This window comes from Cohnella cholangitidis (assembly GCF_014107495.1).
Taxonomy (GTDB): Bacteria; Bacillota; Bacilli; order Paenibacillales; family Paenibacillaceae; genus Cohnella; species Cohnella cholangitidis.
Genome location: NZ_CP041969.1, coordinates 3,668,269 through 3,689,156, shown reverse-complemented (window position 1 = coordinate 3,689,156; position 20,888 = coordinate 3,668,269). Strand labels below are relative to the sequence as shown.

Sequence of the window (20,888 nt, the reverse complement as noted above, 5' to 3'; positions counted from 1 at the left end):
GATCGCATTTTATTATTATCCATCGTTTGTTGGGAACCGGAGGTAAACAACCCATGAAACAGAATATTACGATGCGCGATATCGCCGATAAACTCGGAGTCAGCACCGTCACGGTTTCCAAAGCCATCAACGACAAGGATGGCGTAGGCGACGATTTGCGAAGGAAAATCAAAGAGGCGGCATCCGATATGGGCTACCGGATGAACGCGGCAGCCAAATCGATGAAAGACGGCTTGTCCTATAACATCGGCGTTATTATTCCCGAACGCTTCACCGGCGTTACGCAAGCCTTTTACATGCAGTTCTACCAAGCCTTGACCAAAAGCATGGATGAGTACGGCTATTCCGGAATCATGCAGATTCTGAGCATGGACGACGAGGAGCAGCTCGCGCTTCCGCGCGTGTATCTGGAGAAGAAAGTCGACGGCTTCATTATCCTCGGCCAATTGAACCGCGATTACACGGATATGTTCTTGCGAACGGGGACGCCGCTCGTATTCCTTGACTTCTATACCGATCAACCGGATGTCGACAGCGTTATCACCGATAACTTCTACGGGGTTTACGACCTGACGAACCACCTGATCAAGCTAGGCCACCGGGACATCGCTTTCGTCGGCAATATCCAAGCGACCAGCAGCATTCTGGACCGCTATCTGGGATATTACAAATCGATCCTGGAGCATGGGATCAGAATGCCCGACGATTATCTAATCAACGATAGGGACGACAAGGGCCAATATATCGAGATAGCTCTGCCAAGCCCTATGCCGACAGCCTTCGTATGCAACGGCGATCAAATTGCCTATCACCTGGTTTCCATGTTGCAAAGAAAGGGATTTCGCGTACCCGAAGACTGCTCCGTCGTCGGATTCGATAACGATATTTTCGCTACGCTGACCCAGCCGAATCTAACGACCGTAGAAGTGAATATGCCGGAAATGTCCAAAGCCGCCGTGTCGATGATCGTCAGGAAGGTCAAGCATCCGAATGTCAGCCACGGACGGGTATCGATCAAGGGAAAAATCGTCTATCGCGGTTCCGTGAAGAGCCTGATTCAATCGATGAATTAAAAAAAATCGATTGACTTGTAAGCGCTGACATCATATACTCGCCTTGTAACCTAATCGATAAGCTAAATCAGGGGGAGATCTAAAGTGAAGAAATCAGTTTTATCGGTATCATCGGTTCTCGTTCTTCTAACCGGGCTACTGGCAGGTTGCGGCGGCAACAACAATAATAGCAGCCCATCGGCTTCGTCTTCGCCGGTCGCCAGCGAATCAAGCGCGGCCGCTAGCGAAAGCGGTTCCACCGACGCCAAGCCAAGCGGATCCATCACGGTACTTACGCAACGCACGGACATCGTAGACACCCTGCAAAAAGAATTTACCGCGGAATTCAACAAAGCTTACCCGGACATCAGAGTGAAATGGGAAGCGGTTCAAGACTACGAGAACAACATTAAAATCCGGATGAACACGGAAGATTACGGAGACGTTCTGCTTATTCCGAATAACGTCGAGCCGAAAGATTTCCCGACCTTCTTCGAGCCGCTCGGAGACTACGAAGCCGATAAGACCAAATACTCCCAAATCGATGCTCACCGTTTCGAAGGAAAATATTACGGCATACCGATGGCCATCAACACGCTCGGTATCGTCTATAACAAAAAAGTATTCAATGACGCCGGCGTTACTACAGTGCCGAAAACTCCGGACGAGTTCCTGGCGGCGATGCAAAAAATCAAGGACACCACCGACGCCATCCCGCTCTACACGAACTATAAAGACGATTGGACGCTAAGCCAATGGGCGGATTATCTGCAACCGGCTGCCGGCGACCCTAACTATCCGAATATCGGCGTGCTGCAAGATCCGAATCCGTGGGCAGCAGGCAAACCTTATAACGACATCTTCAAATTGATGTACGAAGTCGCGAAGCGCGGCTTGATCGAAGAAGATCCGACCACGACGGACTGGGAATCTTCCAAAGGCATGATTAACCGCGGCGAGATCGGCACGATGGTTCTCGGTTCTTGGGCGATTACGCAAATGCAGGGCGCAGGTCCTAACCCGGACGATATCGGATACATGCCGTTCCCTACGAACGCGGCTAAATTGTCCGCTCCATTGTCCGCGGACTATAACTGGTCCATTAACGTGCACAGTAAAAACAAAGAAGCCGCTAATGCTTTCATTCATTGGGTGGTCGACGAATCCGACTACGCTTCCAAATATCAAGGCGGATTCAGCGCGAAATTCGACGACGGAGGCAACTTGCAAATCCCTGAGCTCTTGAAAGGCTTCCAAGATCTTGGCGTTACGATGGAGCTCTCTACGCCTGGACCGGACGATTTGAACGGCGTCCTTACGCAGATCGACAACGATTCCGAAGTCGGTATCCACAATCCGGACTTTAAGAAACGTCTAATCGAAGCCGCGATCGGCAACAGAGACGAATCGTTCGAAGACATCATGGCCGATCTGGACAAGAGATGGAACAAGTCTTGGGAGAAATTGATTCCCGCGCAATATAAGAAGTAGTCCCGGTCAGGTTAAGTAAAGTACGCTTAGGGGAAAGTGCATAAGTGCTTTCCCCTAAGCCTTTCTAGATTTCACATTCATTGCAGTGGGGGTACGGAGATGTTTAGCTTATCGAATCTAAGCTATAAGGCACAAAGAATCGTCATCATCGTTTCCTTCTCGTTCATTCCGCTCTTGCTCTTGATTACGTTCGGATATTTGCCCGTATTGGGCATGTTCCGGTATGCCTTTACGGATTGGAACGGACTTTCCCCTAACTATAACTGGGTAGGCTTCGATAACTTCAAGACGATCTTCACGGACGAGAAATATTACGAAGGCTTCGTGAACAGCATCTACTATTTCTTAGGCAGCTTCGTTCAACTGGCTATCGCATTGTACTTTGCGACTATTCTAAGCTTTGCGGTTCGCGGGAGAAACTTCTTGAAAGGAGTTCTCTTCTTCCCGAGCATGATCAACAGCGTAGCCGTCGGTCTCATCTTCCTATTCTTCTTCCGGCCGGAAGGGACGCTCGATACGATACTCGGTTTCGTCGGCATCACGAACCCGCCGAAATGGTTGCTTAATCCGGACATCATTAACGTCTCCTTGGTCGGAGCCTCGATCTGGCGTTATTTAGGGTTTAATTTCATTCTGCTGTTAGGAGCTATCTCGTCGGTCCCCTCCGATCTGTACGAAGCGGCGGAAATCGACGGCGCCAATCGTTGGCACCAATTTAAGTATATTATTTTGCCGAGCATACGGCGTATCGTCGCGATTACCTTGATCTTGTCCATCAGCGGGTCGGTTGCTCCGTTCGAAATTCCGTACGTCATGACGGGCGGATCCAACGGAAGCAATACGTTCGTCATTCAGACGGTTACGACCACGTTCAGATACAACAAGTACGGCATGGGCTCGGCTATGGCGGTCGTTCTCTTCCTGATCGTAATTCTCGTTACCGTTATCCAGAAGAGCTTTATCAAGGAGGAGAAAAAGAATGTATAACCTGAAATACGCTTCGGCGACTACGTTCAAGTATCTCACCTTGTTATTGGGCGCGTTTTGCGCGCTTGCGCCCCTCGTCGTCGTTCTGTTCGCATCCTTCAAAGATTCTCAAGAATACTTGAACTCGGGCGCATTGACTCCGCCCAAGGACTGGTTTAACTTCGAGAACTACCGAACGGCCTTCGTGAAGGGCAACATGTTGACGGGGTTCAAGAACACGGCGATCATCATGACGGCGTCTCTGATCGGCAATATGCTTATCGGCACGATGATCGCCTACGTGCTGCAACGGTTTACGTTCAAGGCCCGCGGCGCCATCATGGCCGCGTTCCTGTTCGCCGCATTGATTCCGGGCGTCACGACTCAGGTTATTCTATTTAAAATCGTCCATGCCATCGGCTTATTCAATACGATGGGATCCGCGATCATTCTGTACATGGGCACGGATATTATCGGGATTTATATTTTCATCCAGTTCATGGACAATATCTCGACGCAACTCGACGAATCGGCGATGCTGGACGGAGCATCCTATTTCACGATATTCCGCAAGATCATTTTCCCATTGCTCGCTCCGGCGATCGTGACGATGTTGATCATCAGGGGGATCGGAATCTATAACGACTTCTATATTCCGTTCTTATACATGCCCGACCCCGATCTAAGAACGATATCGACCTCGTTGTTCGCCTTCAAGGGGCCGTTCGGGTCGCACTGGGAAACGATCTGCGCGGCGGTCATGCTCATCATTATCCCTACTCTCATTGCATTCTTGTCTCTGCAAAAATATATTTATAATGGTTTTACGCAAGGCGCCGTAAAGTAGACGCTAGTTCAAAGGCCGTCCCTAAGAGGGGCGGCCTTGTCTATTATCGATATGAGGCAATTACCAATTGTTAACCGCATGCTCCGCGAAAGCGACCAAATCTTTGACTTCTATGACTTGCCCGTCGTCTAAGACGGCTTTGCCGTTAAACGTCCCGAATAGTTGATGGCACCGGTTATCCAAGAACAATGCCTTCGCCTCGGTATAGCGGTCGTAGATCGGGGTAAACTCCATCTCGAACCGGCCGTCGTCGCTCGTAAACCGTTTCTTCGCCATATAACCGCCGCTCCCGGCCAAATCGAAATGAACATGGCTTATTTTATGGGCAACGCCGTCGTAGAACAGCATGTTTTCCGTGGCCGCGGAAGTATTGCCGAACCCGTATCCGATATTGAAGCCGAAGCGTTTGCCCTCGACCCAGCCGCTGCCGCTCCCCCAATACCATTCGTTATGGAACGGCCATACGCCTCTTCCCCAATCCAATAATCCGAAAGCGGATTCCGGCTCGAAACGATAAACTTTATCCTCTATCTTAACAACGCCTTTTGCCGGCATGCAGTTAATTTTGTGATTATAGTAGAAGCATTTCTCGCTCTCGTCGAATGGCGTTGCGATGACGAGGGACGTCGGATCGGGTTGGGACAGCCGAACGTCTATGTCCACTGTCGGAAATTTGCCTCCGCCGGTTCGGCACATTAGCCTGCGTCCGCCGTTATAAACTTGAAACTGCATAAACAAATTTTTCGCCTTGAAGGCAATATCCCCCTGATCCGCCGATTCCGGCAGCTTTAGCCGATTGAAGGGCAGGAAGAGCAGATGCGAGAATTGATGCATGACACCGGTTTTGAACTCGAACAGCTTAAACGATATTTCTCCCACATACGAAGCATGGCCGATCGTCAGCTGTAAGCAATAATCGTCATTCGATACTTGGTAGAAATCCCATTCCTTAATTCGCCATGGCCTCGCTTTGATCGCTTTGCGATTAAATCGCAATACGGCGCGCGTCGAGTAACCTTTCTGCAGAAGCGCCCCGTCTGCCCCTAGCACATCTCCGGGGTTAATGATCTGATTTTGCATGAATCGGCCTCCATCATACCGGATCTCAGTTGTTCCTCTCTCTTTCTCTTCTATGTAAAGTTTACTTCTAAGTAGCGCATGCGGCAATGACAAACACCCCGACGGACGCCGGGGACGTCGAATCGGGGTGGTCTTTAATGAACTCCATTGCAGCTAAGTTTTTCCTTTTGTCGAGATAAGGGCATTCAATTGTTCCAGCATGTTGCCTCCGTTAGATAGAGAGATGCTGCCGATCTTATCGCATATCCTCTCCATGAATTCCAGCTCCTTCAGGCGATACAGCGTCTCGTTCTCGTCGAGCAGCTTCGCCGTATTGAGCAGGCTGCGGGTGGATGCCGTCTCTTCGCGGCGGGTGATCAGATTAGCCTGCGCTTGCTTTTCCGCGATCAGAACCGTGTTCAAGATTTCCTTTACGTCGCCGGGCAGAATGATGTCTTTCACCCCTGCGGACTGGAAGCTTACGCCAAGTTCCCCGCCTTTGCCGTTTAGCTTGGCGAGCACGTAGGTTCCGATCTCTTGTTTCGTCCGAAGGAGTTCATCCAGCTTCATCGTGCCCACGTATTCGCGAAGGACTAGCTGCAACAGAACGTAGATCTGATCTTCGAACGATTTGATCTCCATCGCTCTCAGCGGATCCGTGATGCGGTACTGGCAAACGAAGTTCAAGCGCAACGTGACTTTGTCCTCCGTCATCATTTCCTGTCCGGTCATATCGAGCTGCAGCTGCCTCATATCCACCGTTTTCACCAACGCCGATACGGGTCCCTTCCAGAAGTAATATTTGCCCGGCGTCAGCGTTTTCCGATACGTGCTGTCTATGAACAGCAGCCCTCTCTCGTGGCTTGCCACTTCATAAGTTTGCAGGTATGCGGTATTCAGCCTAGCCAAGACGGACACGTCCACCTCGGCCGGCATTTCCGGATTACGGGCATCGACCCGAATGAACTCATGACGCTTCCACGCTTTCCAGAACGCGTATTTGCCCGTAGGCAGGAGACGCGCGATTTTGCCATCTTCGAAGTGAAGCACGTATTCGTAATCTTGGACGTCTACGACGGCCAGCTCGCCCAACAGCTGCTCATCCTGCAAGAACAGCTGCAAATCCCGATCCGGGACGGCAAACGGTTTGTTCACGTTCACCGTTATGACTTGATAGTCGGACAACGGCCAGAAACGGTAAGTACCGGGCTTCAAAAATTTCATATAATTGCCGTCCTTGAACAGGAGTCCCCGTTCGTCGGCGCGTATGATCGCTTTCATTGAGATGACCTCTTTTCGAATTAAAATGCGGGTGCCTTCCCCGGAATCCTCCCCATGCTTCGGCGGAAGTCTCGCTTAAGGCGGGAGAAGAGAATGTTCCGCGCGCTGTCGTTCAACGGGAGCAACCGATCCCTTTGCTTATCGGATGCTAGCCATTTTCGGGTACAGGCTTCGGTATCATGGCTTGCCCGTCTTAACTGCGGACCGCAAAGCCTAGGATGGGTGCGGTTGCCCGAGGGCAACCGCGGAGAATTCCGCTTCCGGCGTTCCTAGTTGTGTTACGCTCGATTAAAAGTCGAGTGCCTGCCATGGCTTCACATCTTCAATGTGAGAAGGATTCGAACCTCCATATTGGAGAGGCTTACGCCGCCCATCACTGCAGCATACCGGAAGCGAGCGCTTCGGCACTGCGGGATTAATCCGAAATCCCTGCAATCGCAGGACGGCGCCGTTCGTAAGCCCCATTTATTGACTAGGCGAATCATTAATAGGACGAAGTTCCTGTTCCGGTCACAGCCGAAAAACCGCGATAAGGCGTCTTCGTATAGCGGTTCGAAACGGCGGATGCCCCGATCGCCTCGGGTTTAATCCTCGCCGACAACCCCATCGCCTCGACTCTACCGACCATATCGGCTACGAATAAGGACGTCTTGTTCCGCTTGGCGTCGGCTCCCGCATCGATATCGATGAACAGCTGCAGCTCGGCTCCCTGATACACATAAGGAAGAATGATGTCCTCAAGGGATGCCCGTCGGCCGTTGTCGATCCCCATCGCGATTTCTTGGCTGAAGGTCGTCTCCAGGGTCAGCTTCTCTTGAAGAGACAGAATTTCCCGAGGGATCACGACCTGCCTGTAGCAGAACCACGCTCCGTGTCCGGGGCGATAGATGACGACGGAGGTGATGAACTTCGTATGACCGGAATGAACTTGGGCGTCCGTCCCGATGATCAACTGATACCGCGCCCGAGGATTGCCTCTCATGAAGCTGCGGATCCGGTCAAACACGTCGTCCATGGTCATATGATTTTCCGATACGTTGCGGAAATGAGTTTCGTGAATATGCGCGTACTTTCGTCTTTTCATGATTTTCACCAATGCTTTGAAATTGATTTGGCGACTCCGACGGGACTCGAACCCGCACTGACCAGATTGAAAGTCTGGTGACTTAAGCCATTTTGTCAACGGAGTCATGGGATGGTGGGAGCAGAAGGACTCGAACCTCCAAGGTGAACCTCACATTCGGTTTACAGCCGAAGACGCTACCATTACGCTCTATGCTCCCATATATGGCGGTTCCTACGGGTTTCGATCCCGCTGCCTTTGGCTTGACAGGCCAACGCTCTCCCGATTGAGCTAAGGAACCTTATTGGTGCTGTACCCTTGATTCGAACAAGGCGCCTCTCCGGTATCAGCGGAGTGCTCTAACCAAATGAGCTAGTACAGCGGATTGGCAGGGATAACAGGACTCGAACCTGTATGTGGACGGTTAACAGCCGTCTGCCTTACCGAATTGGCTATATCCCTATATGGTCGGAACGGCAGGACTCGAACCTGCGGCCTCTTGCTTCCAAGGCAAGCGCTCTAGCCAAGCTGAGCTACATCCCGATGGAGGATAGTAGCGGGTAACCCCCGCTGATCTGTCGACCGCCGCAACGGCAGCCTATTTGATGACGCCTATCCATGATGTTATTGGTTGCCCGAGCAGGAATCGAACCTGCGCTCGATGATTCAAAGCCATCTGCCTTGCCGCTTGGCTATCGGGCAATATATTGGGGAGACCAACCAGACTCGAACTGGTACTAACGGAGTCACAATCCGTCGCGTTCGCCTTTTCGCCATGGCCTCCATGGTGTATAAAAAAAGCTACCTCTTCTCCGGCTTAACCGCCGCTGCCTATTGGCAGAGAACGGATCGTCCGGATCTCAGGTAGCTCGATACGAGAATAGGGGATAACATCACCCGGTCAACGAAGATAAGCTTCGCCGCACACGCCGCGACTCGCTTCGTTGTTTCGTATATCGACTACCTAGGGGGTTATTAGGCAATAGGAAACCAAAGAGATCCAGATGATAATCCCGATAGCTCTCATGCTCGACCGGTTGATTAATCGGTTGTTTGCTGTTTCTCATCGTGATTGCCTGCCTTTCCATGAATGGAGTTGAAAAAAGACCACTTCCGCCCATTCGACCTTTCCCTACGGCATTTCGACCATAGAAAAAGACCGCTTGGCATCAAGCAGTCTTTACGAGATACGCTTATGTAGAGTTATCGGCATCCGATCAGGGCGTAGAATTCACCCTATGGAGAACCGTTCGTCTATTGCGTCCGTAAAGCTGTTGATTATGAAATTCGATGTCGGTAAAATGAGGCTCCTGCCGCGTATAACCGATCGATAGATGCTTATCCTGCTGCAACTCGTCACTTGCGATCGTCTCGAGGAATCGATTCATTTTCCTTCACCTCTTGGCTTCGATTTGGTTTACGAGGCTTATCATATCATCGCCATTTTTAACCTGTCAACCATTATTTTTTATTTATGGAAATTTATCTCTTATATTATTCGAATAATAAAGGCTGCCTGCAAGTCGCCTTCTTCCGTCGGAGATCGGGACATCGCCCAGACTCAACAAAAAAAGGCCGCTATGCCAGCAGCCCGTTGCTCTAAAACAAACATTATGACCCTTATAAAAAGGGGCTTAACATTCCTTAGAGAAAGGTTTGCCGACGGATTGAAGTTGTTCAGCCGCATGCGGAATTAGGCGGTAATCCGTCTCGGGATTCCACTGGCGATTAAACTTGATGCTTGCATACAATCCAGCCTTCTTCATATTCATCCGTCTCCTCTCTCAAGTAATGTGCTCAATCATAATTCATCTAGAAAAATGTGTCAATCTCTTTTTTGGTAATCCGCTCGTTCACATTCGATGACAAGCATGCCGAATCACGAGAGGCAAGTCTCTCCTTAGCGGAGAAATATGCTCCAGCATTTCGTGAATGATATCAACCCTCTGCCAACCCGCAAACGTTATTTCGCGTTCGCAATTGAGGAAATCATAATATTGCTGTATAGTGCATTTTCTTTCTACAATCTCATCCCCGATGAATTGAAATGCTACCAATGAGCGATACTCCGCCGGGTATAAATATAAGCAATAAGGGAGACGGGGGCCTCGTAGAGGATAGCCGACCTTCAGATCGCTGAAATCGTAATTCACCATCGGTCCCCATAGCTCTTGCAAGAAAACCCCGACCTCTAATCCATACTTGGCGAATGCCGCTTTACTTAAGTTCCGCTCTATCCATCGAGTCACATTAGGATGCAGGCGGTAATCCTGCAAAGATTTATATTCCCCCCTAGGTCCGAACCACTCGTCGAATTGATACTGTAAAGCCTCGTCGCAGCGGGATACCACCCGTCCTCCTTGGTCGAACACAATATAAGCCCTTGTCACGCTGTTCTTGTAATGAAACTTGCCCTCTTCGTTTCCCATGAACATGAGATAACTCATGATTTTGTCCTTCTCTTCCGGATATTCGCGCCCCAAATAATCGCTCAGCGGAGCAAAGGCTTTATCCAACCATTTCTGCGTTACTTTTTTACCAGGCGATTTCACTATTTCGTACATATTCACGGCCTCCTTGAACACAAATAAGCACCGTGCATGCAGATAAAAGAACCCCTGCAAGCACGGTGCTTCCGTGTGTGAGTAATATAGGGAAAATATATCATAGGAGTTCGGCAGATTTCAACCTAAATCCACTGATGCGGCAGCGGCAGCCTGCGACCTAGGACAGCAGTTCTTGAGTCACCTCAACAAATAACGTCACGCCATCGCCTTATTTCACCCTATCCGCTCTGCCGCCCTCCAAATAACGCCTCGGGATCACCTTATTGGCAGCTTATGTGCTCCATTTGCGTCATTAGAAAGAAATAGCTTTATGCCATCGCTTTATTTCACCGTCCCCGTCCAATTCCTTTCCGATAACGCCTTGGGATCACTTTATTGGCATCGGCGCGGAGAGAGGAAGGCGGCTCGAACCGCCCCGAATCCGTTGACGCCATGATCTCTATCGCGAATTCGTAGAAATAAAAAAGAGCACCGCGGCGGATGCTCCATCATAGGTTTGATTCCGTTTATTTCTTGAGCTGGTTAGGGCTTGTGTTCACTACCGCCGCCAGCATTCTTTCGCTTCTGACCATAGGGGATTGACACAGGGGACATACAGGCGCCATCGAAAACGCGAAATTATCCCTCATCCATCCCTTGCAGTTCTCGTCCGAGCAAGACCATATTGCCGTTAATTCACTCGGCACGTCTTCAGGCGGTTTTTTCCGAGAATAATACATGCGCATCCCTCTTTCTCCCTGGATTCCACGATCGATTCAGCGACTAAAAAATGCCCCAAACGAAATGTTCGGGGCAGCATGCGAAGCGCATGATTTACAGTTTTACGACGTTCTCGGCTTGTGGACCGCGATTGCCTTGTACGATATTGAATTCGACGCGTTGGCCCTCGTCCAAAGATTTGTAGCCGTCGCCGACGATTGCGCTGAAGTGTACGAATACATCGTTGCCGCCTTCAACCTCGATAAATCCAAAGCCTTTGTCCGCGTTAAACCATTTCACTGTACCTGTTTCCATACTGATAACCACCTTATTGTTATTTACATGACCTTCTTATTCTTTAGAAAAATAAAAAATTCACATAGCGTACAAGGTTATTAATCTCAAAAGAATAACCCTCTACGTTATGTGAATTAGGTCACCGCTTTAATAAACTAATCATACCACCTCTGTCCTCAAGAAGCAATTCCTAATCGTTGCAAATCTGCGCAATAAACCCGACCGAAAGAGATCGGGTTTATTGCATAGATGAGGGCCGATTCGATCAACCCGTTCCTTCGCAACGTTAAATTTCAACCGTATCAACGATCGCTTCGCTCTTGAGCGTATTGCCGATCGTACAAGCGCGCTCCACGACGGACATTAGCTTCTTCTTGTAAGTCGGATCCAGCGTTGGAGGCAGCTTCACGCGCACGGTGAATTTCTCGAATTTATTCGTCCCGTCTGCCGCCTTCACGGCTGACACGTCAACGCTGATCGAAGATTTATCGAATTCTACTTTATCGTAATCCATTATCTTCTGGAGAGAGATCGATACGCACAGGCCCAGAGACGCTTCCAGCAATTCTCTCGGGGACAAGCCGCTCTGGTTGGGCGCGGTGCTGCCGATGATCTGCAAACCCGCTTCGTTATAAATTTCATTGTTGCCTTCTATTAGTTTGATGGTTGTCATAATATTAACTCCTTTTATTAGACGAGATGGCAAGCCACGCGGTGACGGGGCTCGATTTCCTTTAACTCGGGCACTGCCTCTTTGCATATTTCCGTCACGAACGGACAACGCGTATGAAACACGCAGCCCGCCGGCGGAGACAACGGGGATGGAATTTCGCCTTTCAGAATGATCCGCTCTTGCAGACGGCTGCGAGTAAAGTCGGGTACCGCCGAGAAGAGCGCCTTCGTGTACGGGTGCAGCGGTTCCTTGAATAAATCGTCCGTCGGCGCTTCTTCGACGATCTTGCCTAAATACATGATGCCGATACGATCGGAGATATAGCGAACTACGCTAATGTCATGCGTAATGAATAAGAGCGTTAACTTCAGTTCCTTCTGCAATTGCTTGAGGATATTGAGAATCTGCGACTGAATGGACACGTCCAAAGCCGAGACGGGCTCGTCGCATATGATGATTTTCGGATTCATGATCAGAGCCCGAGCCAAGCCTACCCGTTGCCGTTGACCGCCGGAAAATTCATGCGGATAGCGGAAATAATGTTCCGGCTGCAGTCCGACGATCTCCAGAATGCGAAACACTTGCTCTTGGCGCTCCGTCCTATCCCCCATGTTATGAATAAGAAGCGGTTCCTCTAAAATTCGTCCGATCCTCTTCCTTGGGTTCAAGGACGAGAAGGGGTCTTGAAAAACAAACTGGATATCCTTACGAAACTTACGCCATTCCTTGCCCGACAGCTTCGCCAGGTCTTGATTTTGATAGAGCACTTGTCCCGAGCTCGCTGGCGTTAATCCTAATATCGTACGGCCCGTCGTGCTTTTACCCGATCCCGATTCCCCGACCAGTCCGTACGTTTCCCCTTCATACAAGCGGAAAGAGACGTCCGCTACCGCGTTCACATAGGATTTAGTCCCGAATAATTTGCCGAATGCGCCATTCACCGGGAACCTTTTCCGCAAGGAGATCACTTCTAGGATCGGCGAATTAGCTTGTTCGCTCGCCATCTGTCGTCCTCCCCTCTAAACCGTTGATCGCCGCATAATGCCAACACTTCACGCTATGCTCCTCATTCACTTTTTCCATCAAGGGTTCCTCGTTGAAGCATCGCTCGTCGGCATAGGGGCATCTTGTCGAGAAGCTGCAGCCTCGCGGAATATCGGATAGAGAGGGAACCGTCCCTTCGATCACGTGAAGCTTGTCTTGGCGATTCCCTTCCATTCTGGGAATAGACTTGATCAACCCTTGCGTATAGGGGTGAAGCGGAGATTCGAACAACCTATCCGTCTTCGAGTCTTCCACGATCTGCCCCAAATACATCACTTTCACGCTAGTGCAGATTTCGGAGACAACCCCAAGATCATGGGTAATAAACAGCACGCTCATCCCTAACGTTCGATTGAGTTCAACGATCAACTCTAGAATTTGCGCTTGAATCGTAACGTCGAGCGCGGTCGTCGGCTCGTCCGCGATCAAGAGCTTCGGCTCGCAAGAGAGAGCCATGGCGATCATCGCCCGTTGCTGCATGCCTCCCGACAATTGATGGGGATAGTCGTTCACCCGCGCTTCCGGCGAAGGAATGCCCGTCGACCTCAGCATTTCGATTGCTTTGTTGCGCGCTTCTTTCTTGGACATTTTCCGGTGAAGACGTAATCCTTCTTCGATTTGATTGCCGATCGTGTACACCGGGTTAAGCGAAGACAGCGGGTCCTGGAAAACCATCGCGATCTCGTTGCCGCGTACCGCTCGCAACTCGGATAACGGCAAAGCAAGCAAATCCCGATGATCGAACGCGACTTCGCCTTCGTACTCGATGGAATCCGTGTGTTCCAGCAATCTAATAATGGACTGAGACATCACGCTCTTCCCGCAACCCGATTCCCCTACGATTCCGATAATTTCGCCTTTGTCGACCGAGAAGCTTACCCCGTTTACCGCCGTTACTCTGCCCCGCTCCGTATGAAAATGCGTCTTTAAGTTTTTTACTTCCAATAGAGGCTCTGAGCTCATGGTAACACCTCCGACTTGATCCCTATCCTCATGTCTTCTTCTGCTTATGCTTCACGCGAGGGTCTAAGAAATCCCGTAAACCGTCGCCGAATAGATTCAAACCGAGAACGGATAAAATAATCGTCACGCCCGGAAACACGACCATCCACCAAGCTTTATAAATAACCAGCTTGCCGGCTTGCAAAATATTGCCCCAGCTCGCCTCCGGAGCGGGAATGCCGGCTCCGAGGAAGCTAAGCGCGGCTTCCGAAATAATCGCCTCGGCGAATACGAAGGTAGCTTGCACGAGCAAAGGCGATAACGTATTGGGCGCGATGTGCAGCCAGATAATACGCGAGTTGCTCGCGCCCTGAGCGTGCATGGCTTCGATATACGTCTGTTCGCGAACGACGAGCGCCGTCGAACGAACGATTCGCGCGATGTTCGGCGTGAATACGATCGTTAAAGCGATGATAACGTTTAATGCGGAGGCTCCAAGCGCGGCCATTAAGGCAATGGCGAGCAAGATTCCGGGAATCGCGATCAACCCGTCGCATAAGCGCATCAGAATATGGTCCAATATTTTATAATAAGTCGCATATAGCCCGATAACTAAACCGAGAACCGAGGACAACAATGCGACGATGAGACCTACGCTCATGGACACTCTCGCGCCGTATACGATTCTGGTGAACAGATCCCGGCCGAATTCGTCCGTTCCTAGCCAATGCTCCGCGCTAGGCGGCAACAGCCGATCGACCACCTTCATTGCGTAAGGACCGTACGGCGTGAATAACGGCCCCGCAATCGCGATGACGATCAACAAAATCATAACGATCGCGCCGATTAACAGTCCGTAGTTGGATTTCAGACGATGATACCGCACGACTCGCTGCTCTTTTTTTAACCGCTCGCTCAGTCGAGCTAAATTTTCTTTCCCCTGAAGCGCACTCATGTTGAACCCCCTCTCTATTTGCGGTCCAGACGAACGCGCGGATCGACGAAACCGTATAAGAGATCGATGATTAAATTCAATGCTACATAGATGACCGTAACGATAAGAACGACGCCTTGTATAACCGCGAAGTCTCTTCTGGCAATCGAGTTCAAAATTAACTGCCCTAATCCCGGAATGTTAAAAATCGACTCCACGACGACCGCTCCCGTGACAAGCACGCCGAACGTCTGGCCTATGACCGTAAGCACGGGTAAGAACGCATTGCGAAACGCGTGTTTAAGCAGCACCCTTATCTCGTTTAAACCTCTGGAACGCGCCGTTTTAATATAATTCAAGTTCATCACTTCCAGCATGGACGAACGGGTCATCCGCGTAATTAGGGCAGCTTGGATCGTCCCTAAGGATATTCCCGGGAGAATCAAATATTGAATATGCGCCCACAGCCCGTTGCTCAGCGGCTCGTAACCGGCCACGGGCAACCATTGAAGCTTTACGCCTATAAGGAGCATAAGGAATAAACCTAGCAGGAAGCTTGGCACCGCCATTCCGAACAAGGAAACTCCCATTAGGGAATAATCAACCGCGGAGCCTCTCTTATAAGCGGCGATAATCCCGAATGGAATAGCTAGAATTAACGCGATGATCTGCGCCAGAATAGCCAGAGATAGAGTCGGCCCGATATGCTCTGCGATCGCTTCTCCTACGGACTGGTGCATGTAGAGGGAATCCCCTAAATCTCCCTTCAATACATTGGAAACCCACGCGAAATATTGTTCGATTATCGGGCGGTTAAAGCCGAGCTCCTCGTTGATCGTTTGCATCTCCTCTTGCGAAGCTTCGATTCCCAGAATGACGGCCGCGGCTCGCCGGGAGTAATGTGAATAATGGAGAAAATGGCTATGGTGACGACGAACAACACAGGTATTAGCGATAAGAGTCTTTTCGTAAGATATGCGAACACTAAAACCCCTCATTTGACTATTTTGTAATCCCCCTAAGAGAAAAGAGAGAGAAGGAGGGCGTTAGCGAAGTTACCCGGGTAACTTGTAACACCCTCCTCTATTCGGATTATTTCGCTACTTTGGCATTCCAGACGACCGGCGCCTCGAAGAGCTCGAAATCTTCGATCGATTTGGATACGGCGACAATTCCGTTGTAATGTCCGATAACGGTGGAAGAACCGATCTCGTATAAGTAAGCCTGCAGTTTCTCCCATTCCTTCTTGGCATCTTCCGGAGTCGCTGCTCCACGGATTGCCGCCAGAGCTTCTTTTACCTTGGCATCGTCCAAGCCGGCCCAATCCGGATTGACGGCCAACAGCTGAGGCGGAGTTAATTGATAACCCGTGCTCGCCACGAACAAATCCCACTTGCTGCGATCGTTCTTCGTTTCCAGGAAAGTAGGGAAGTCGTAGTTATCGACTTTGACGTTGAAGCCGATCTGACGAAGCTGCTCTTGGATAACCAATGTTGCCGCGTACATCTCCGCATAGTCCTTGGTCGTCAGCAACGTAATCTCTTCGCCGTTGTACCCTGCTTCTTTAAGCAAGCTTTTCGCTTTCTCCGGATCGGCTTGATTGTAATACTCGGCTCCCGCATCCGTAGCCCATTGTACTTGGTTCGCTCCCAAGTAACCCGGCGCCAAGGAGTATAATTCCGGCTTAGCGAAGCTCGCCAGCATGATTTCTTCGTTATTGAGCGCGGCTAGGATGGCTTGACGAATTTTTACGTCCTTCAGCAAGCCTTCGCTCGTATTCAAGAATGCGGTCAGCGCGCCTCCCGGGAAGGAGAGCAATTCCAGGTTTTTGTCGGCGGCAAGCTCGTCGTAATTCTCGATCGGGATACTATCGGCAATGTCGTACTTGCCGGTTTTTACCCCGGCGATCCGCGTCGAGTGATCCGTTACGAAATGGAAGTAAAGATTTTCCGTAGGCGCATCCTTTCTTCCGTAGAATCCGCTGGCTTTTTCTTGCGAGGATTGATAGTCTTCGTTCCTTACCAGATGGATATATTGATCTTGCTTCCATTCCTTGAACTTATAAGGGCCTGTTCCGATGTACTCGGTAACTCCATCCGCCGGCGCGGATTCTACGATCTCCTTAGGCATGATCGAAGGGAACTGCGCTTGGGAAGCAATCAAGATCAAGACGTCGGAGGATGGTTTTTCTACCGTCAGCTTCACCGTATATCCATCCACGGCTTCGAACTTGGCGTTCGTCAGCAGGACCTTCGCTCGGGAGGAGATCGCTAACCAGCGATTCATCGACGCCACGACGTCTTCGGACGTCATCTCTTTGCCGTTATGGAACTTCACGCCTTTACGAAGCGCGAACGTATACGTTAAGCCGTCTTCGCTTGTTTGTACCGATTCCGCAAGCACGGGTACCGGCTCGTAATTGGCATTAAGCGTGTATAGCTGCTCGAAAATATTCCCTGCCGTATCTAACGCGACGGCCGACACGGTCACTGCGGAATCCAACGTAGGCGGCTGCGCGGTAAGCGCGATATGCAATTCGTTCTTATATTCCTTCTGTTCTGCGGACGCAGTAGCGCTGGCGCTCGGGTTGGCGCCGGCATCGGCGCTTGCTCCCGCGCCCTTCTCGTTCGTATTGTCCTTGCTGCATGCGACTAGCAATATCGAGAGCAATAATGCGGATACGAGAACATTGATCTTCTTGAGCTTCATAGTAATCCCCCTGTTGTAAATGATTCATGATTTCGTTTATAAAACCTAGTTAATTGATCGGTTTAATAAATTAAAGCAATATTAATCTATACCGATGCGAATTGTCAACATAATTAAATAATGGGCTTCCGAACGCAAAAAAAGAGAGCGAGGAGTTCGCCCTTCGATCTCAGGCTAACTCCTCGCTGCTCTTAATCATTCCGACTATGGGATTTACGTTGATGATATCTTCGACAATCGAACGAGCAGAGCGGCTGCTTCGGCGCGCGTGAGCGATTCGTTAGGAGCAAAGCGATTGTCCCCTTGCCCTTGCAGGATGCCGTTCTTCGCCGCCGCAAGGACGTATCGCTTAGCCCATGCCGGAATGCCGGCATCGTCCGCGAAAGCGGTGGCGGCCGAGCCGGATTCGGTCTGCCATTTCATGGCCCTTACCAACATAGCAGCCATTTCGGCGCGGGTAACCGATTGATCCGGCCGGAACGTTCCATCCCCATAGCCGGTTATGATCCCCTGCGCGGCTGCGGCGTTCACCGCGTCCCGAGCCCATGCGGAGATCGCGGGTCCGTCGGAGAAAACGTTAGAGGAGTCGGAACTTCCTTTCCGCACTCTGTTCAACATGACGATGAATTCCGCCCGATTAATAGCAGCGTTCGGTCTGAAAGCGCCCGCTTGATCACCCTTGACAATGCCGAGAGCGAAGGCGGCTTGAATGTCGGCTTCCGCCCAATGCCCTTTAATATCGTTAAACGATGATTTAACTTCCGTACCCGGGCCTGTCTCATCGCCCGACGATTCGCGCTTGACCGTCAGACGATAAGACAATGTCGTCCCGTCTTCGGCGCGAATAAGGATGTTGAAAAGATTATCCCCTTTGTCCAAGGACTTCGTATAGCTTCCGGTAACGGATTGTCCATTGATCTCGACTCGGGCGGCAGTGTGCATCGCGCCAAAGCTAAGCGCGATTTGCTCCTCCGTAGTCGTTGCGGAATAATCGTTGACCTCCGGTCGAAAACTCGGCGTAAGCGCCAGCGGCTTGCCTCCGATCGATAGGCTTAGCTCTTTTAACCTTTTCTCCGAAGAGTAGCTAGGCGCAGACGAGCCGGATCCTGATCCGGAACTAGTCGAAGAAGCGGTTGTCGTGACCGTTCCCGCCAGCTCGGAACTCTTATTGCCGGCGCCATCTACGGCCTTAATGGAGAAGGCGTAAGCCGTCCCCGCCGACAATCCGGTAATCGCGTAGCTTCTCGAGGTCGCGGGCACCGACGTCACGAGAAGACCGGCTTTATAAATCTCATACGCCTGGATTCCGACGTTGTCGCTTGCTTCCGGCCACCCCAAGCTTACCCCGCTTGTCGAAACGCCGGAGAAAACAACCCCCGCCCCTCCAGGCCAAGCAGGCGCCGTCGTATCCGGCGCGGCCCCTTTCGCCAATGTTACGTTTACCGCCGTCGCTGCGCTGCGGGCGGACTCGTTGCTCGCGGCATCTTCGGCAGCGATGACGAACGCGTAAGTACCCGGTGCAAGATCGCCGATATTCGCGGCGGCGATCGAACCGTCGGCCGCGCTAGTCCCAAGCGAGATAGCAGATCCAAGCTCCCCGGCGTCAACGACGCCATCGCTGTCGGAATCGGTCCACCGGAAGGCCCTAACAATCGCACCGGGCTCCCCTACCGCGCCAGCCGCACCGAATAGCTGATCCGGCGTTCCGGAATAATGGTCGATCGCGCTAAACTTGGATGCATCTACGACGGGCGCCGTCGTATCCGATACCGGATCGACCTCGCGAATGGTCACGGCAGCCGTAACTGTCGTCCCGAGAATCGCCCCGTTAGCCGGAGAGCTTAAATGGACGGAGAATGTCCTATCTCCCTGATAGCCTGCATTGTTCATAATCGGAATGGAATAAGTTTTACTCGTTTCTCCCTGATTGAACACGATCGTATCGTTGACAGCCGCGTAATCGGTACCCGCTGTCGCGGTTCCGTCGGCGGTCTGAATTCGGACCTTCGCCTGTCCGTAAGTGCCGCCGGTCCGATAGACCGCAACGATCACGGATCCCTCGTTCTCATCCGCCCCGTAGAGAGCCGATTGGAAAGATAGAGCCCCTTCCGCAGCGCTGTTCATCACATAGACGCCCCTGTCATTAATCATAACGAGATCGGACTTTCCGTCGCCGTTATAATCCCCCGAGGTCAAGAATCTTCCGTAACTCGGAAAGTTCATTGCCGCTTGAAAAGTTCCGTTGCCGTTGCCTAACAGCAAGGTCAAATCGCCGATTTGAGAACCTCCGACGAGATCCGGGTTCCCGTCTCCATCGAAATCTCCTACAGTCAAGTCAAGAGGGTACGATCCGGCTCCGGCCGAGTAGACTACCGGCGCCGAGAAAGTTCCGTTACCGTCCCCGATCAGCACGTTCATGGCATCGCTCATATTCGCCGCCAAAGCCAAATCCATCTTGCCGTCCAAGTCCAGATCGACGGCATGGAGACCTATTGGCGAGCTGCCGGTGAAGTAATTGGTCGGATTATAATGAGTTCCGCTTCCATCGCCAAGCAGGACAGTTACGGTATTGGAGGTAGTATTGGCAACTGCAAGATCCGCTTTGCCGTCCCCGTTGAAGTCCGATGCCACGAGACTGCGAGGGTTAATCCCGACTGGGATAGATATCGCCGAACCGAACGTCCCGTCACCGTTGCCGAGCAGTATTGATAACGAATTCGAACCGTTATTGGATACAGCAACATCGTCATGGCCATCCCCGTTCAAATCCGCCGCCACTATGCCATAAGGCTCGATGCCAACCGATTCTGGTGAATCATCGGCTTCGAAAGTCCCGTTACCTTGTCCAATCAGGATGCTGACCGTTGCGGCACGAGTATTGGCGACCGCTAAATCGACCTTCCCGTCACCGTCAAAGTCGCCGATAGCGATATCGCGGGGATTACTCCCTACGGCGGTATTCAACCCAGGCCGGAATGTGCCATCCCCATTGCCCAACAGAACCGTGATCTGACTGGCTCCTATATCCGCTACGATCAAATCCATTTTGCCGTCTCCATTGACGTCCCCGTTAAAGGCATCAAAAAACAAAATCCCGTTATGGACGGACACCGCATTCTGAAACAACGGCGTCGCCGCGAAACTCTGCATCGGAGCCGCCAATAAAGAGACTCCCGCGGCTATCGGCAGTACCCTTAACGCTTGAACCCATTTCTTTCGAAGCATCGCATTCTTCCTCTCCTCATGAAGCTACAACTTTTACCC

General features: G+C 51.1%; 18 protein-coding genes, 8 tRNA genes and 1 pseudogene. 4 read left to right on the top strand and 23 right to left on the bottom strand.

The window, feature by feature from the left end:
- The first annotated feature begins 53 nt into the window (after positions 1-53).
- The 4 genes from FPL14_RS17170 (at position 54) to FPL14_RS17155 (ending at position 4,356) form a co-directional block, all read left to right on the top strand.
- The gene (locus FPL14_RS17170) at positions 54-1,073 is read left to right on the top strand and encodes a substrate-binding domain-containing protein (RefSeq protein ID WP_182298937.1); all 1,020 of its coding nucleotides are present in this window, start codon (positions 54-56) and stop codon (positions 1,071-1,073) included.
- An 84-nt stretch (positions 1,074-1,157) separates the two neighbouring features.
- Positions 1,158-2,543, top strand: coding sequence for an ABC transporter substrate-binding protein (locus FPL14_RS17165; RefSeq protein ID WP_182298936.1), 1,386 nt, complete (start codon positions 1,158-1,160; stop codon positions 2,541-2,543).
- Positions 2,544-2,642: 99 nt separating this feature from the next.
- On the top strand, positions 2,643-3,530 hold the full coding sequence (locus FPL14_RS17160; RefSeq protein ID WP_182298935.1) for a carbohydrate ABC transporter permease: 888 nt from the start codon (positions 2,643-2,645) through the stop codon (positions 3,528-3,530).
- On the top strand, positions 3,523-4,356 hold the full coding sequence (locus FPL14_RS17155) for a carbohydrate ABC transporter permease (protein ID WP_182298934.1): 834 nt from the start codon (positions 3,523-3,525) through the stop codon (positions 4,354-4,356). Before FPL14_RS17160 ends, FPL14_RS17155 begins: the two co-directional genes overlap by 8 nt.
- A gap of 60 nt (positions 4,357-4,416) precedes the next feature.
- Here FPL14_RS17155 and FPL14_RS17150 read toward each other — a convergent pair whose 3' ends face one another.
- From FPL14_RS17150 to FPL14_RS17045, 23 genes and pseudogenes are all read right to left on the bottom strand, one after another.
- The gene (locus tag FPL14_RS17150) at positions 4,417-5,436 is read right to left on the bottom strand and encodes a DUF2804 domain-containing protein (protein ID WP_182298933.1); all 1,020 of its coding nucleotides are present in this window, start codon (positions 5,434-5,436) and stop codon (positions 4,417-4,419) included.
- A 153-nt stretch (positions 5,437-5,589) separates the two neighbouring features.
- Positions 5,590-6,702, bottom strand: a complete 1,113-nt coding sequence (locus FPL14_RS17145) for a slipin family protein (RefSeq protein ID WP_407644675.1) — start codon at positions 6,700-6,702, stop codon at positions 5,590-5,592.
- A gap of 478 nt (positions 6,703-7,180) precedes the next feature.
- A complete protein-coding gene (locus FPL14_RS17140) occupies positions 7,181-7,780 on the bottom strand; it encodes a ribonuclease H-like YkuK family protein (RefSeq protein ID WP_182298931.1) in 600 nt (199 codons plus the stop codon).
- 28 nt (positions 7,781-7,808) lie between these two features.
- Positions 7,809-7,886: transfer RNA gene (locus FPL14_RS17135), tRNA-Glu, on the bottom strand.
- A gap of 6 nt (positions 7,887-7,892) precedes the next feature.
- A tRNA-Tyr gene (locus FPL14_RS17130) sits at positions 7,893-7,979 on the bottom strand.
- Between the two features lie 5 nt (positions 7,980-7,984).
- A tRNA-Asp gene (locus FPL14_RS17125) sits at positions 7,985-8,060 on the bottom strand.
- Positions 8,061-8,064: 4 nt separating this feature from the next.
- Positions 8,065-8,141, bottom strand: a tRNA-Ile gene (locus FPL14_RS17120).
- A gap of 4 nt (positions 8,142-8,145) precedes the next feature.
- Positions 8,146-8,221 (bottom strand) — tRNA-Asn (locus FPL14_RS17115).
- A 3-nt stretch (positions 8,222-8,224) separates the two neighbouring features.
- Positions 8,225-8,302, bottom strand: a tRNA-Pro gene (locus tag FPL14_RS17110).
- Between the two features lie 85 nt (positions 8,303-8,387).
- A tRNA-Gln gene (locus FPL14_RS17105) sits at positions 8,388-8,461 on the bottom strand.
- 6 nt (positions 8,462-8,467) lie between these two features.
- Positions 8,468-8,542: transfer RNA gene (locus FPL14_RS17100), tRNA-His, on the bottom strand.
- A 434-nt stretch (positions 8,543-8,976) separates the two neighbouring features.
- Positions 8,977-9,147 (bottom strand): hypothetical protein, encoded by a 171-nt coding sequence (locus tag FPL14_RS17095; RefSeq protein WP_182298930.1) that lies wholly within the window; start codon positions 9,145-9,147, stop codon positions 8,977-8,979.
- A 246-nt stretch (positions 9,148-9,393) separates the two neighbouring features.
- Positions 9,394-9,525: a hypothetical protein gene (locus FPL14_RS30350; RefSeq protein ID WP_267875378.1), complete on the bottom strand. Its 132-nt coding sequence runs from the start codon at positions 9,523-9,525 to the stop codon at positions 9,394-9,396.
- Positions 9,526-9,612: 87 nt separating this feature from the next.
- Positions 9,613-10,323, bottom strand: a complete 711-nt coding sequence (locus FPL14_RS17090) for a hypothetical protein (protein ID WP_182298929.1) — start codon at positions 10,321-10,323, stop codon at positions 9,613-9,615.
- A 509-nt stretch (positions 10,324-10,832) separates the two neighbouring features.
- The gene (locus FPL14_RS17085; protein WP_182298928.1) at positions 10,833-11,045 is read right to left on the bottom strand and encodes a cold-shock protein; all 213 of its coding nucleotides are present in this window, start codon (positions 11,043-11,045) and stop codon (positions 10,833-10,835) included.
- 94 nt (positions 11,046-11,139) lie between these two features.
- A complete protein-coding gene (locus FPL14_RS17080) occupies positions 11,140-11,340 on the bottom strand; it encodes a cold-shock protein (protein WP_120978656.1) in 201 nt (66 codons plus the stop codon).
- A 268-nt stretch (positions 11,341-11,608) separates the two neighbouring features.
- The gene (locus FPL14_RS17075; RefSeq protein ID WP_182298927.1) at positions 11,609-11,995 is read right to left on the bottom strand and encodes an OsmC family protein; all 387 of its coding nucleotides are present in this window, start codon (positions 11,993-11,995) and stop codon (positions 11,609-11,611) included.
- A gap of 17 nt (positions 11,996-12,012) precedes the next feature.
- Positions 12,013-12,999 (bottom strand): ABC transporter ATP-binding protein, encoded by a 987-nt coding sequence (locus FPL14_RS17070; RefSeq protein ID WP_182298926.1) that lies wholly within the window; start codon positions 12,997-12,999, stop codon positions 12,013-12,015.
- A complete protein-coding gene (locus FPL14_RS17065) occupies positions 12,980-14,002 on the bottom strand; it encodes an ABC transporter ATP-binding protein (RefSeq protein WP_182298925.1) in 1,023 nt (340 codons plus the stop codon). Before FPL14_RS17065 ends, FPL14_RS17070 begins: the two co-directional genes overlap by 20 nt.
- A gap of 28 nt (positions 14,003-14,030) precedes the next feature.
- Positions 14,031-14,936 (bottom strand): ABC transporter permease, encoded by a 906-nt coding sequence (locus FPL14_RS17060; RefSeq protein WP_182298924.1) that lies wholly within the window; start codon positions 14,934-14,936, stop codon positions 14,031-14,033.
- A gap of 14 nt (positions 14,937-14,950) precedes the next feature.
- Positions 14,951-15,900, bottom strand: a pseudogene (locus tag FPL14_RS17055) (ABC transporter permease).
- Between the two features lie 107 nt (positions 15,901-16,007).
- Positions 16,008-17,624 (bottom strand): ABC transporter substrate-binding protein, encoded by a 1,617-nt coding sequence (locus tag FPL14_RS17050; protein WP_182298923.1) that lies wholly within the window; start codon positions 17,622-17,624, stop codon positions 16,008-16,010.
- 213 nt (positions 17,625-17,837) lie between these two features.
- Positions 17,838-20,849, bottom strand: a complete 3,012-nt coding sequence (locus tag FPL14_RS17045) for an FG-GAP-like repeat-containing protein (RefSeq protein WP_182298922.1) — start codon at positions 20,847-20,849, stop codon at positions 17,838-17,840.
- Positions 20,850-20,888: the final 39 nt, after the last annotated feature.

Excerpts from the sequence above, each read along its gene's own strand:
- FPL14_RS17170 (WP_182298937.1), top strand. The coding sequence starts at position 54 with ATGAAACAGAATATTACGATGCGCGATATCGCCGATAAACTCGGAGTC.
- FPL14_RS17160 (WP_182298935.1), top strand. The coding sequence starts at position 2,643 with ATGTTTAGCTTATCGAATCTAAGCTATAAGGCACAAAGAATCGTCATC.
- FPL14_RS17155 (WP_182298934.1), top strand. The coding sequence starts at position 3,523 with ATGTATAACCTGAAATACGCTTCGGCGACTACGTTCAAGTATCTCACC.
- FPL14_RS17150 (WP_182298933.1), bottom strand. The coding sequence starts at position 5,436 with ATGCAAAATCAGATCATTAACCCCGGAGATGTGCTAGGGGCAGACGGG.
- FPL14_RS17140 (WP_182298931.1), bottom strand. The coding sequence starts at position 7,780 with ATGAAAAGACGAAAGTACGCGCATATTCACGAAACTCATTTCCGCAAC.
- FPL14_RS17095 (WP_182298930.1), bottom strand. The coding sequence starts at position 9,147 with ATGAATCGATTCCTCGAGACGATCGCAAGTGACGAGTTGCAGCAGGAT.
- FPL14_RS30350 (WP_267875378.1), bottom strand. The coding sequence starts at position 9,525 with ATGAAGAAGGCTGGATTGTATGCAAGCATCAAGTTTAATCGCCAGTGG.
- FPL14_RS17090 (WP_182298929.1), bottom strand. The coding sequence starts at position 10,323 with ATGTACGAAATAGTGAAATCGCCTGGTAAAAAAGTAACGCAGAAATGG.
- FPL14_RS17085 (WP_182298928.1), bottom strand. The coding sequence starts at position 11,045 with ATGTATTATTCTCGGAAAAAACCGCCTGAAGACGTGCCGAGTGAATTA.
- FPL14_RS17080 (WP_120978656.1), bottom strand. The coding sequence starts at position 11,340 with ATGGAAACAGGTACAGTGAAATGGTTTAACGCGGACAAAGGCTTTGGA.
- FPL14_RS17075 (WP_182298927.1), bottom strand. The coding sequence starts at position 11,995 with ATGACAACCATCAAACTAATAGAAGGCAACAATGAAATTTATAACGAA.
- FPL14_RS17070 (WP_182298926.1), bottom strand. The coding sequence starts at position 12,999 with ATGGCGAGCGAACAAGCTAATTCGCCGATCCTAGAAGTGATCTCCTTG.
- FPL14_RS17065 (WP_182298925.1), bottom strand. The coding sequence starts at position 14,002 with ATGAGCTCAGAGCCTCTATTGGAAGTAAAAAACTTAAAGACGCATTTT.
- FPL14_RS17060 (WP_182298924.1), bottom strand. The coding sequence starts at position 14,936 with ATGAGTGCGCTTCAGGGGAAAGAAAATTTAGCTCGACTGAGCGAGCGG.
- FPL14_RS17050 (WP_182298923.1), bottom strand. The coding sequence starts at position 17,624 with ATGAAGCTCAAGAAGATCAATGTTCTCGTATCCGCATTATTGCTCTCG.
- FPL14_RS17045 (WP_182298922.1), bottom strand. The coding sequence starts at position 20,849 with ATGCTTCGAAAGAAATGGGTTCAAGCGTTAAGGGTACTGCCGATAGCC.